Genomic DNA, 12,346 nt, shown 5'->3' with positions numbered 1-12,346 from the left:
TGGCGTGGCAAATCCTCTGCGTGATGCCGCTGACGGACGTCTCGCCACGCGCTCGGTTTGCGCGTGAACATGTAGGCCAGAGCGACGGAAATCAACGCGCGGTCGCGCGCGCTGACGGCGAAGGGCGAGTTCGCCGCGAACCAGATAAATGTGAGAAGCACCGATAGCCATAGGAAACCGCTCGGTCGTTTCGCTGGCGGGCTGATTTGGCGCCATTGTCAGCAACCCAGACTGTCAGCAACCCAGTGTTATGCGTTGATCCTCGGAATACCGATCTCCGCCGGCATCTGCGGATCGGCTGATTTTTCGGTTCCCTTGAACCAAGCTACATACAGGGTAGGAAGGAAGATAAGTGTAAGTATCGTCGCGACCAGCAATCCTCCCATGATCGCGAAGGCCATCGGTCCCCAGAACACCGTTGGAGCGATCGGGATCATGCCGAGAACGGTCGATACGGCGGTCAGCATGATTGGGCGGAAGCGGGAGCTGCTGGCATTGATTGCGGCTGACCAGACGTTCTCTCCCCGTGCGCGTTCGGCTTCGATTTGGCCAATCAGGATCACGGCGTTTTTGGTAATCATGCCGATCAAAGCCAGAATGCCAAGGATGGCGACGAAGCCGAGCGGCCTGCGGGACACGAGAAGCGCCGCGACAACGCCGATCAAGCCGAGAGGCGCGACGCTGAGGACCAGGAACAGCCGCTGAAAACTCTGCAACTGGGCCATGAGGACCGTGAACATCAGCAACAGCATGACCGGAACAACGGCGATGACGGAAGCTTGCGAATATTGGCTTTCTTCGACGGTTCCGCCCACGACGATGCGATAGCTGCGGGGAAGGGTTGCTGCCAGCTTATCGACCGCCGGCGCAAGCGCATTGATCACGGTTTCCGGAAGCGCCCCGGGCGCCACATCGGCCTGCACCGTGAGCGTAGGTATGCGATCGCGCCGCCAGACCAACGGATATTCCTGCTTGTATTCGAATGTAGCGAACTGGTTGAGCGGAACTGTTCGCCCGTTAAGCAGCGGCACTTGCAAGGTGCTCAGGTTCGCCAGCGAGACGCGCTGTTCGTCGGTCGCGCGCACGAGGATATCGACAAGATAGATGTCGTCGCGAACCTGGGTGACAGGCGTGCCTGAAATCACAGTGTTCAGGACGTTAGCCACGGCTTGCGAGCTCAGACCCAGCGATCGCGCCTCGTCCTGGTCGACACGGATGCGGAGCTGACGCGCCGGCCCGATCCAGTCGAAATTGACCTGCGCGGCTTGCGGGTTGGTCGCGATGATCTGGGCAAGCGTCAGCGAAATGTCCCGCACCTGGTCAATGTCGGGGCCGCTCACACGATATTGCACAGGCCAGCCGACCGGCGGGCCGAGTTCGAGCGGAGAGATCCGGGAAATCGCATTCGGGAATTCATTGGCCAGGAGTTCTTGAAGCCTGACGCGAATTCGTTCGCGTGCGGCGACATCTTTTGCAACGATCACCGCTTGCGTGAAAAAGTCGTTCGCCAACTGGACATTGAGCGGCAGATAGAAGCGAATGGCGCCGCGTCCGACATAGGTGCTCCAGCGCGCCACGTCCGCATCGCCCTTCAGCGCCGCGTCGAAGCGCTTCGCGGCGGCTTCGCTGGCATAGATCGACGCATTCTGCGGCAGGCTGATATCGACCAGAAGCTCCGGACGATCGGAGGACGGAAAGAACTGGCGGGGAATGAGCGGAAGGGCGAGATAGGACAGAACGAAGAGCGCCACGGTGAGAAGAATAGTCACCCATTTTGCCCGCATAGCGGCGGTCAGGAAGCCTCGATACCAAGAGAGAATTCTGCCGGGGGTCGCGGTTTGCAAGGTCTGGGGTGGTCTCAGAATGACGACACCGAGCAGTGGCGCGAAGACGACCGCCACGAACCAGGATACGAGCAGTGCGATGCTGACGACGGCAAATAGCGAGAAGGTGTATTCTCCCGCGGAGCTGGCTGCAAAGCCGACGGGAACAAATCCGGCGATAGTTACCAGCGTTCCTGCGAGCATGGCGAACGCATAGGTCCGGAATGCGAAAGTCGCAGCTTCAATCTTGTCATCGCCCGCAACGAGCCGGTTGAGCGTGGCGTCGGTGGTGGTCATCGCGTCATCGACGAGCAGGGCCAGCGCGATGATGAGGGCGCCGAGCGATATCCGCTGCATGTCGATGCCCGCCATCTGCATGATCGGAAACACGATGGCGAGCGTCAAAGGAATCGAAAGTGCGATGATCAACCCCGGGCGGAGGCCCAGACTGATGAAGCTGATCACGAGAATGATGGCAATCGCCTGCAACAACGACGTCATGAACTCGGAGATCGCGCCATCGACCGTAACGGCCTGATCGGCGACCAGGATTGGCTGGATCCCCATCGGCAGATCCGCGGTGATCTGGTCCATCGCCTGCTTGATGTTCCTGCCGAGGGCGAGAATATCGCCCCCCTCCCGCATGGCGATGGCAAGCCCGATCGCTGGCTCGCCGTTGACGCGGAACATGGGCTGCGGGGGATCGGAATAGCCGCGCCGAACCTGCGCTATGTCACTCAGGCGGAGCGTCCGTCCGCCCGCAATGAAGTTGACGTTGGCGACGTCCTGCTCCGTCCGAAATGCACCTGAAACCTGCAGCGAAAGACTCTCATCGCCGGTCTGGATCGTGCCGGCCGGACGCACGACGTTTTGGGCCTGGAGCGCGGCAATGAGCGCCGTGCGGTCGATGCCGAGCCCGGCGAGTTCTTGGGTCGAGAACTCGACAAAGATCCGTTCGTCCTGGGCGCCCAGCAGTTCGATTTCCGAGACGTCGCGAACAAGAAGCAGCTTCGAGCGGATGTCTTCAACGTAATCGCGAAGTTCGCGATGGGTGAACCCATCGCTCGTAAAACCGTAGATGATCCCGAATGTAGCGCCGAAATCGTCGTTGAAGCCGGGCCCAACGATCCCGGCTGGCAGTGTATGCCTGATATCACCGATGTTCTTGCGAACCTGATACCAGGTGTCGGCCACCTCCTTGGCGTTTGCGTTGCCCTTCAAGTTGACGAAAATCGTCGTGATGCCGGCCTTGGTATAGCTGCGCAGGAAGTCGAGATGCGGCGTTTCCTGCAGCCTGCGCTCAAGTCGTTCCGTCACTTGCTTGAGGGTATCCTCGATGGTTGCTCCAGGCCACGCCGCCTGAACAACCATCGTCTTGATGATGAAGGTGGGATCCTCGCTGCGCCCAAGACGGAAATAGGATACAACGCCGGCAACGACAGCGATGATCATGAGAAAAGCTACGAACGAGCGGTGATTCAGCGCCCATTCGGAAAGATTGAATCTCATGACCGCCCCGAGCCGAGTATGCGAATCTTCTGGCCGGGGTGCAGGGCTTGCACGCCTGCCGTGACCACGATTTCGCCGGTGTCGATTCCTTGGGAAACCGCTACCAGCGCCTGGTTGAAGTGCAGCACGTCGACGTTTCGCAATGATACGGTATTCTTCGAGGGATCGACGACCCACACGGCGGGCTGTTGATTTACTCTCGTTAGCGCCGTGGCCGGGATTTCAATGATCGGAACAGCCTCCGTCTCCAGGCGTCCGGTGACGGTTGCGCCGAGGCGCATGGCCGGCGGAGGATCGGTCAGGCCAACCTTGACCTCGAAGGTGCGTGTCGCCGGATTGGCTTGTGGGGCGACCTCGCGGATGCGGCCTCGCGCGGTCACCGCGGGGTCGTCGGTCAGACTCACACTGATTTCAGGATCGCTCGGCGCCGTTCGGATGACCTGGGCCGGGATGTCGAAAACGGCATCGCGGCCATCCTTGCGGGCAAGCCTGACGATGCTTTGTCCGGGCTGGACGACTTCACCTGCGGCGGGACCAATTGTCGTCAGAATACCCGGAGCGTCGGCCTTGAGCTCGGTGAAACCAACCAGATCATGTGCGATCTTGAGCTGGGCCTCGGCCGCATCGACCTGCGATTGAGCGGTCTGTTGGCCCTGTTTTGCCTGGTCGAAGTTGACGTTCGTGGTCCAGCCTTGCGCGAAGAGAGTTTGCTGGCGCTCGAACTGATTGCGGGCCTGGACCAATTGGCCCTGGGCGGCTGCGAGAGCAGCCTGCGCCTGCCGCAGGCCGTTCATCTCGTTCTGAGGTTCAAGGCGCGCGACGACCTGACCGCGCTTCACCCGATCTCCGAGCTTGCCGTTGTTCTCGAGAAGCCGACCGCCAATACGGAATGAAAGCGAGACCTCGTCCTCGGCTTCAATCCTGCCGGTAAATGTGAGCGGTGTTCCGGCCTTGCTCTTTTCAACGGTTACGGTTCGAACCGGACGGATTGCTGGAGCCGATGTTTCTGGCTCACGTTGACAAGCCGCTAGCAGCACGGGAGCTACCAAGATCAGCAGTCCGGTCTGCCGCATGCGACGCATTCTGTTCAAACGGTCGGCACACGCAGACGTGGACATGGCCACTTCCTTGTTCGTTCGGCCCACCTGGGTCTTCCTGCCATTCCGATCGTTGTTATCATCGCGTCCGATGACAAGGTCTCATCTCGCCCAGCAAAGATAAAGACATAGATGCGCCGAATCAGCACAGTGTCGGCGGCGCTAGGTAAGCTGTGCTGACGTGTTAAGGCAGCGTCGATCGGCAAGGAAGATCGGCGAGCTACGCACGCTATCACGATCACGAAAATATGGTCCTGTTCTGCGAGGCAGGATCACCTCCAGTTCGACATTTGAAGGGTCAGCAGACTGACATAACTCGGTGTGCCGCCGATACTCTCCTGCGATGCGCAGTTCGTCCGCAGCGGCAGGAAAGCGCTGTCAACTCACTTCAAACGTGCGCGAAGATCGTCGGCGAGGCGGGTCAGTTCACGGTCATTCGGCAGGAGGCGAGACAGTCGCTCGGCGTATTCAAGGGCGGCAGCAATATTGCCGGAATCGCGGCTGAACGAGACGAGGGCAGACAGGGACTCGCGATCGTCCGGATGGCGGGTCAGGTTCGCCTTCAAGACTTCAATCGATTCCCCGATGCGGCCCGACGAATGTAGTGCCACGGCGTAGACATAGGCGTAGCGCGACCGGTCAGGTTCGAGCTCGCTCGCCGTGCGGAATTCGCCAAGCGCGTCATCCGGCCGCTTCTGCCGCGTCAGGCTGAGCCCGAGGGCGTGGTGCAAGCCGGCGTCCTGGCGTGAAGACGTGATCGCAGTTCTCAGAACACTTTCGCCGTCGCGGTCCCGGCCAAGCTGCCGATAAAGGTCCGCCAGATTGATCGCCGCAGGCGCATATTGCGGGCTGAGCCGCAGGGCCGCCTTGTATTCGCTCTCTGCATCGGCTGCCAATCCGCGCCGCGCAAAGAAGTTTCCGAGGGTCGATCGTGCCTCGGGTCGGTCGGCGTTGAGACGTTGCGCCGCAATGAACTCGGCAGCGGCCCCTTCGAAGGCTGCGCGGTCCGCCGAGGGCTGGGCCGCGCTCGGAACGGCGGCCAAGATCGACACCGCCCTGATACGAACGCCGCCGCTTGGATCGGCAAGAAGCGGCGCGACCAACGGCCAGATCCGCTCGCCCGGAAGGCCGTCGAGCATGTCAAGCGCTGCGACCCGCACCATCGGGTCGGCATCTGCCAATCCCTTGCGCGCAAGCTCGATATTCGCGCCCGAGACCCGCGAATGAAGTTCGCCAAGCGCGCTCGCACGTGCGATGGTCGGCGCGGTGGGATTGGCCGCCACCAGGGCCAGCAGTGTGGCAGCGTCGGCGCGGCCGGTCCAGGAAGCCTGGAAAGCCTCGGCGTAATTCTGAAAGCCTTTCCGGACCGGTCCGTGCCAGCGCTCGATCGCGTCGGCCGCCCATTGTGCGGATCTGTCGGCATGACAATTGTTGCAGGCATTCGGGGTGCCAAGCTTTACGGAGAGATCCGGCCTCGGAATTCGAAGGCTGTGGTCATGCCGCTTGTCGATCACCATGTAGGTGCTGACCGGCATGTGGCACGACGCGCAAGCCACGGCCGGCACAACGCCTTCGTGGCGATGATGTGAGGCAACTTCATATTTGTCGGAGGCGTGGCATTGCAGGCAAACGCCGTCGCCTGAAGCGCGGAGCTTGGCCGCATGAGGGTCATGGCAGTCGCTGCAGGTCACGCCAGCCGCGAACATCTTGCTTTGCTTGAACGGGCCGTAGTTATAGACCTCATCGAGCATCTGCCCGTCCGCGTGATACAGGCCAGGAGCAAGGAGGGAAACGGCATGCGTGTCGGACAATGGTTGTCCTGGTACCCAGTCTTCCGAAAATTCACCGCGTCGGGCGTGGCACAATCCGCAAGTCTCGACCTCCCTGCGTGTCACCGCAGGAGCGATGCTGCGTTGCGGGTTGCCGGTCTTCGGATCGGGGTGCCAACTAATGCCATCCCGCTCGTTCAGCAAGACGGCTAGCCCCTTGCGCGTGTCATCGTCTTTTCCAAACCAGTTCCGCTGGCTCTGCGCCCAAGCGACGTGCCGCGAGCCTTTGCCGTGGCATGCCTCGCAGCCGACGCTGATCTCCGTCCAGGTCGTGCGAAAGCGGTCCTCGGCCGCGTCGTAGTTCTTCCGGATGCCCGTGGAGTGGCACTCCGCACACATGAAATTCCAGTTCTGATTGAGCTTGGTCCAGTGCAGCACGTCGTCGTGCTTGATCTCCTCATTGGGATAGAGATGAAACCAGCGTTGCCCGCCCTTGTCCTTCGGCCGGCTATCCCAGGCGATTGAAAGCGCCTGAATACGACCATCGGGGAACTCGATCAGATATTGCTGGAGCGGATCGATGCCGAAGGTGTACTTGATCTCGAAGTTCGCAAGCTTGCCGTCAGGACCATCCGTCTCGACGAAGAATTTGTTCTCCTTCTTGAAGAACCGCGAATGGACGCCGAAATAGTCGAAACCGGTGTCATTGAAATTCCCAAGCACGGAAGCGGCGGTGGCGTGCTGCATGGCATGCTTGTGCTGGGACTCCTTCCACAACGCGGTTTCGGCCTGATGGCACCTGGCGCAGGCTTCACTGCCGACAAAGACGGCAGCAGAGGCGGCCTTGCTTGAACGAAAAGCCGCCGGGCGGACGATACCGCCATTGGTGGCAAACAGGAGTGCACAACCACCCAACGCGAGAACTGCCATCGCCATCCACGTGGCGGCGCGCGTCGGTGGCCTCTGGTTCCTATCTGCTCTGTTGTCGCTGCGCGCCACGAATTGCTACCCGCTGCAGGCTAAGGACGAATTCCAGCAAATCCTCTGGTGCTGTCCCGCGCTATGCAGATTCGGCAAAATGTCCGCGCGACATTGCCGGCTGAGCCGGTCCATCGCCTGCCGGGTCCCCTTCAGAATCGGTGCTACTGCTCGAACGGAAACAGTCGCTTCCAATCGTCTTTCATGCTGATCACCGTCCAGCCGTCCTTCCTGGCCTCGTCATAGAGCGCGGGCGTGAAAGTGCCGACCTTGGTGTCCGGCAGACCTTGTGCCGGGCCGTAGGCGTATTCGCGGGCGGCATCGTCATGCAGCACCAGCATCTTCAGACGCGCACCAGCACCCGCACCGGTCCACTCCAGCATCTCGCGATCGCCCGTCGAGTTGCCGAACGCCGCATACGGCCGACGTCCGATCATGAGGTGAATCCCTTCCGGTTTGCCGGCGTTGTCGTCGTTCAGGATAAGCTTAGGCTCCTTGGTCAAAAACGGCTTGCCGTCCTTGCCGTAGCTGTATTTCGTTCCCCCCGCGGTACCGACGACCTGCTCAGGCGGGATGCCATAGACCTGTTCGGCGTATACACGCACGAAGTCCTGCCCTCCACCTGTCACGATAAAGGTCTTGAAACCGTTATCACGCAGGAATTGCAGGACTTCGAGCATCGGCTGATAAACGAGCTCGGTGTAGGGGCGCTTCCAGCGTGGATCCCGCGCGGTCGCGATCCACTGCTTCGCTTCGGCCTTGAACTCCTCCACCGACATCCCCGTCAGCGTCGCAGCCAGGATCTCCTCCAGGTCCCTCAAGGAAAGCCTGGCGATCGCCTCCCGATCGCCCGAGAGCACGGTCTTGAACGGCGCGACGTTCTTGAGCTCCGGCTTTTTCTCGACCACCGCCGGGACGCGCTCCAGGCAGTAGAGCACTTGCGTGTACATCGGATGCTCGACCCAGAGCGTGCCGTCCTGGTCAAAGACGGCAATTCGATTCTCCGGTGGCACGTGGTTCGGGCTCGCGGTGTCGGTCGTGACGCGCACGAAGTCGAGGATCGCCTGTTTCGCGGCCCCATCGTTCCATGAAGGCAATGGAGCCTGCGACGTTGTTTGCGCCAATGCCGGGATCGTCAGGAGCGGACTGGACAAGGCAGGCAACAGCGTCAAGATCGAAATCAGAACGCGGCGGTTCGTGCGATAGTGCAAGAGAGCTTGCATGATCGTCTCCTAATTCTGCGCCACGATCGCTTGCGCGGCACGAGCAGGAAGGCGTGTTCGATGACCCAGCGCACGTAGTCGCCGGACTCGTGCTGAGCCCGCTCGAACGGATCGGAGCGAAGGTTGAATATTCTGGGCAGGCGTAGAAGCCATCTTTCGCTCCAACGGTCGTGTGCAGACGCCCCGTAGGGCGTCTGCCTGTTCACATCGCGCACGCTTCATGCAGCTTAGTCGCTCGCTGCGCGGGAATGGGCCTTCTTGACCTCGTCCAGGATCCCGCTGAGGTTGTAGCTCTCCGGCGCCTGCAGCGGCGGGAATTTCTCGTATGTCAGGAGGTGCTGCAGCCATAGCTGCTGACCGATCGGCAACAGGTTCCAGTCGTACTGGAAGGCAGTCGCCGGGGCGCCGAGCGCAGCACACGCCAAGACAAGAGCGCCCGAAATTGGTCGGAACAAGCTCATGGTTGCTTCCTTAGTTGGCGGCTGCCGAAAGCCCCGGGCCGCAGCCTTCGCCCACCTCCACCCGCCGACCAACTTGCCTTTGCCGGTTCATGCGAGATCGCAACCGGCAATCGGTCCGACGCTTTGCGACGGCAAATTGGGCGAAAGGCCCTGAATGCGCTATGCACATTCGGCAGATTGAGGGCGTGATGGAAAGCGGTATACCAAAGCGCGTTGCCGCCGTTCCGCAGCGACTAGGCCCGCAGTCGTCAATCGGCACAAAGGATTGAAAGCCTCGCCTACGAGGCTGAGGCTAATGTTGGCTTCGCAGGGCTGGCTGTGCGCTTTCGGCGGATCAGATCACGGATCGCGTTGCAGCGTGACGGAAGGCGACTCTCCGAAGGTGGTGCGATACGTCACCGCAAAGCGTCCAAGCTCCAGGAATTGATGATTTCGCGCGACCTCCGCGACGGTGGCTATCGAAGGATCGGCGCGTCGCAGTGCCGAACGAGCCTGGTTCAATCGCCGCAACAAGAGATATCGTGCGGGGCTTACGCCGAGGAACTCCGCGCAACACATCCGCAGGCTACGCTCCGGCACGCCGATCTCGGCACAAAGCGCAGGCATTTTGAGTCTTTGATCGATGCGTTTGCTTAGGCCATCTTCGAATCGATGCATGACGGCAGTGTGATGGTGTCTTGCCTTGGAGTTATTGTTGTCGATGTCGTCGGCGGTCAGACAATCGATGATCGCGTGGAGCAATTCCTGCTCCAGCGCTCTTGCTACCTCGGGGCGCTCGATCAATTTCCGTCCAGCCTCTGCAAGGTAGCAAGCTTCTCTGAAGAGAAGACGAAATCTTGATATATCCGCGCGGGTAGGGTGGAGCACTCTGCTCACGGGCGGCGGCGCGATTTCCCGTCCAGTCAAGGCTTTGCTGCAAGTCCCGAATTGGTCCGGCGATAGGGCTATCAAGCCCCATTGGGACGCGCCGTGGGAGCGCTGATGGGTGCTTTCGCCGCGACCGTGCAAAACCATGTCGCCGTTCCGCAAGACAAGCCCATCGGACACGAGGGACGCGGTACCCAGCGGAAAAGAAAGGAATATCCGTTCGGGGGGCAGCGAAATATATGCGATGCGCGGAAGGATTTCCCGGCACCGACACAATTCCAGGTGGTTCAATCTCAACCGTGTTAGCCGTGCCTCGAAATCGCCGGCACCCGTTATCGTTAGATTGATACGGACATCGCCGAATCCTGCGGCATAGCCGTCAGCGTCGCCAAACGTGAGTGTCGCGCCTTCTGCCATCTGCGCCGTCCCGTCGGACCGGTGCACGGTCCGGTCTCATCGAGGAAGGCAGCATCAAGCAGTCGGCCGTCGTCGGCTATGCGGGTTCGGAAGGTCGATGGCGGGGGTGGAATGTGAAGAATATGCAAATCCGGCAAGCCGGTCGATAATCTCGACCAGGTGCTGCGACCATAGGTGCCCCCTCAGTGGAAAGACCGCCCGCGGGCGGTCTTTCGTAGTTGGCGGAGCAATTGTGGCCGGATGCCCATTTTGTGGCGACACTGACGATGCGACGACCCGGCTCTCATCTCGTCTCGGCAAATTCTTCCAACGCCTGGACCGGCACGGACGCGACGTTGGGCATTCCCCATGCTGTCGAAGTCCTGATCTGCCGGTGGGCCCACCCAACGTTCTGGGTAAACACGTGGCTCAGGACCGCCGTAACGCGACCTCCGCAATCAAGAACCGGTGCTCCCGACGCACCGTGATCGATGATAAGGCGATTCTCGCCCTCATACATTTCAAGGAGTGCCATGCCCGACAACTTCCCGCCGTCTCCAAATCGAACGAACCGTCCTCCGACGAGTTGCGGGCGGCCTGCCCCATAGGCAAGCGCCACGACCTGCTCTTCCGGAACGAGTGGCTCGTGGCGGATCGCCGCACTCTGGGCGTTGAGAACGGCGCGTCCGAGTTCGATTACGGCCAGCTTTTCCATCTGCCCTCCAGCCAGGCGCAGGATTCGGGCGGCGATGAATTGACTGTCGTTCCCGTCCACGATTTCAAGCGACTTCCAGTCCTGCGTCGATAGCTCCATGCCGGCGGTGACATGTTCAGCGGTGACGATCGTTGTTGGTGACAGGAACCAACCGGTGCCTCGCACGCCGACGAGGCCCCGATGCGACTCGCGCTCCGCGTCATCGAAATGCCTGAAGATGCTGACCGCTGAGTGCGCAACCTGTGTGGGATCGACGCAAGCCGCAGAAATCCGCTGCGTATTTGCGAGCAGAACGAAAACAACGAGTGCCCCGTAAAAAATGCGTTTGCGCATTCCAAAGGGCCTCCTTCTCCCCTCTTGCAGGGGAGAGCGAAGCCAGCAAGAGAGCAATCGAACTCACCGCCTTATCCGGAGGTTTTTCCGAATTTAGCGATTTTCCGCGCGTAGTGGCATGATTTTGTCGCAGGCGACCGCGCGTTTGCGATCACGCGCACCCGGTTCAGGCGAGGCCGGGCCCGGCAAAAGCAAGGGTTGATGGGCGGTCGAGCCGAACCCTCGGGTCCGCCGGCGGGCGCCGCAAGGTGCACGACGGCGTTTCTCCGAAGAACATTCGGTAGGCAACTGAAAAGCGCCCCAGTTCCCAAAAGCCGTGGTCGGCCACGATTTGCGTGACAGTTGCCGTTGATGGGTCCGACCTCAAGAGCGCCCGCCGCACAAGGTGCATTCGGCGCAAGGTGAGATAACGGATCGGTCCCATGCCAAAATGTTCCTCACAGGAGGCGCGAAGGGTGCGTTCGGCGACACCAATCGCCGCGCAGATTTCCGTGAGATAAAGTGGGCGGTCGGGATTGGCCTCCAAAAATTCCTCGAACCGCGCGACGATCGCGTCATGGCGACGGTCGCCCATGGTCGTTTCCAGCACGACGCATTCCACGAGGCACCGGACCATGACATGCACCAGTTCGCTCTCGAGGGCACGAAGCACTTCCGGTATTGCGAGTACATCGGGGGTTTCATGGGCGAGTTGTCCGACCACCTTGTGCAGCTTCAGCAGCCGCGACATCAACGCAGGATTCGGGTGAACGCTACGCTCATCCAGCCGCTTGCTGAAACCACCGCCAGCTATCGCTTCGACCGCGGCGTCGAATTCATCGATCGGGAGAGACATCGCCCCTAAATGATAATCATGGCCGGATCGATGATGTGCAACGTCAGTTCTGTTAATGATGATGTCACCAGGCAAGACGTCTTGGCCACAGTGCTGTAGTGGGGACGAATTGGATTCGGTGAGAAAGATGATCGATCGCCGGTCGGGTCTGCACGCAACGTTGCTGATTTGCGGCAAAGATACAGTGAAACGCTGCATCCAAAGTCTGGTCATGCCAATCTGTGTAATCTCGGCCCAAAAATCTCCCTTCGTTGTGGGGAGTATCTCGACATCAGTCGCTTGAACGGCCGCCTGACAGGGAAACGGATCGGTAAATCTGAGAACTCTTGCCCACGACATT

8 protein-coding genes are annotated in these 12,346 nt (G+C 60.5%); all 8 read right to left on the bottom strand.

Annotation, left to right across the window (positions count from 1 at the left end; all coding sequences use genetic code 11):
* Positions 1-248: 248 nt before the first annotated feature.
* Complete coding sequence (locus ACZIRK_RS22875; RefSeq protein WP_463328139.1) at positions 249-3,332, bottom strand: efflux RND transporter permease subunit; 3,084 nt, start codon at positions 3,330-3,332, stop codon at positions 249-251.
* Positions 3,329-4,405, bottom strand: coding sequence for an efflux RND transporter periplasmic adaptor subunit (locus ACZIRK_RS22870; protein WP_474418528.1), 1,077 nt, complete (start codon positions 4,403-4,405; stop codon positions 3,329-3,331). The genes ACZIRK_RS22875 and ACZIRK_RS22870 overlap by 4 nt, the downstream gene beginning before the upstream one ends.
* A gap of 407 nt (positions 4,406-4,812) precedes the next feature.
* Positions 4,813-7,134 (bottom strand): tetratricopeptide repeat protein, encoded by a 2,322-nt coding sequence (locus tag ACZIRK_RS22865; RefSeq protein WP_463328138.1) that lies wholly within the window; start codon positions 7,132-7,134, stop codon positions 4,813-4,815.
* Positions 7,135-7,340: 206 nt separating this feature from the next.
* On the bottom strand, positions 7,341-8,399 hold the full coding sequence (locus tag ACZIRK_RS22860) for an HAD family hydrolase (protein WP_130223254.1): 1,059 nt from the start codon (positions 8,397-8,399) through the stop codon (positions 7,341-7,343).
* Between the two features lie 227 nt (positions 8,400-8,626).
* Entirely contained in the window at positions 8,627-8,860 is a 234-nt protein-coding gene (locus tag ACZIRK_RS22855; protein WP_130223252.1) for a hypothetical protein, read from the bottom strand.
* Positions 8,861-9,199: 339 nt separating this feature from the next.
* Positions 9,200-10,144 carry a helix-turn-helix transcriptional regulator gene (locus ACZIRK_RS22850; protein WP_130223250.1) on the bottom strand — a complete coding sequence of 315 codons (945 nt, stop codon included), beginning with the start codon at positions 10,142-10,144 and terminating at the stop codon, positions 9,200-9,202.
* A gap of 283 nt (positions 10,145-10,427) precedes the next feature.
* Positions 10,428-11,171 carry a S1 family peptidase gene (locus ACZIRK_RS22845; protein ID WP_130223248.1) on the bottom strand — a complete coding sequence of 248 codons (744 nt, stop codon included), beginning with the start codon at positions 11,169-11,171 and terminating at the stop codon, positions 10,428-10,430.
* Between the two features lie 166 nt (positions 11,172-11,337).
* Positions 11,338-12,204 (bottom strand): AraC family transcriptional regulator, encoded by an 867-nt coding sequence (locus tag ACZIRK_RS22840; protein ID WP_165435049.1) that lies wholly within the window; start codon positions 12,202-12,204, stop codon positions 11,338-11,340.
* Between the last annotated feature and the right edge of the window lie 142 nt (positions 12,205-12,346).

Source organism: Bradyrhizobium sp. Leo114 (genome assembly GCF_055229415.2).
Note: the sequence above shows the minus strand (reverse complement) of the source record. Positions and strands in the feature narration are given on the sequence as shown.

What these genes read in the sequence shown, in the direction of transcription:
- ACZIRK_RS22850 (WP_130223250.1), bottom strand. Translation starts at nt 10,144, where the DNA reads ATGGCAGAAGGCGCGACACTCACGTTTGGCGACGCTGACGGCTATGCC.
- ACZIRK_RS22865 (WP_463328138.1), bottom strand. Translation starts at nt 7,134, where the DNA reads ATGGCGATGGCAGTTCTCGCGTTGGGTGGTTGTGCACTCCTGTTTGCC.
- ACZIRK_RS22875 (WP_463328139.1), bottom strand. Translation starts at nt 3,332, where the DNA reads ATGAGATTCAATCTTTCCGAATGGGCGCTGAATCACCGCTCGTTCGTA.
- ACZIRK_RS22840 (WP_165435049.1), bottom strand. Translation starts at nt 12,204, where the DNA reads ATGCAGCGTTTCACTGTATCTTTGCCGCAAATCAGCAACGTTGCGTGC.
- ACZIRK_RS22860 (WP_130223254.1), bottom strand. Translation starts at nt 8,399, where the DNA reads ATGCAAGCTCTCTTGCACTATCGCACGAACCGCCGCGTTCTGATTTCG.
- ACZIRK_RS22870 (WP_474418528.1), bottom strand. Translation starts at nt 4,405, where the DNA reads ATGCGGCAGACCGGACTGCTGATCTTGGTAGCTCCCGTGCTGCTAGCG.
- ACZIRK_RS22845 (WP_130223248.1), bottom strand. Translation starts at nt 11,171, where the DNA reads ATGCGCAAACGCATTTTTTACGGGGCACTCGTTGTTTTCGTTCTGCTC.
- ACZIRK_RS22855 (WP_130223252.1), bottom strand. Translation starts at nt 8,860, where the DNA reads ATGAGCTTGTTCCGACCAATTTCGGGCGCTCTTGTCTTGGCGTGTGCT.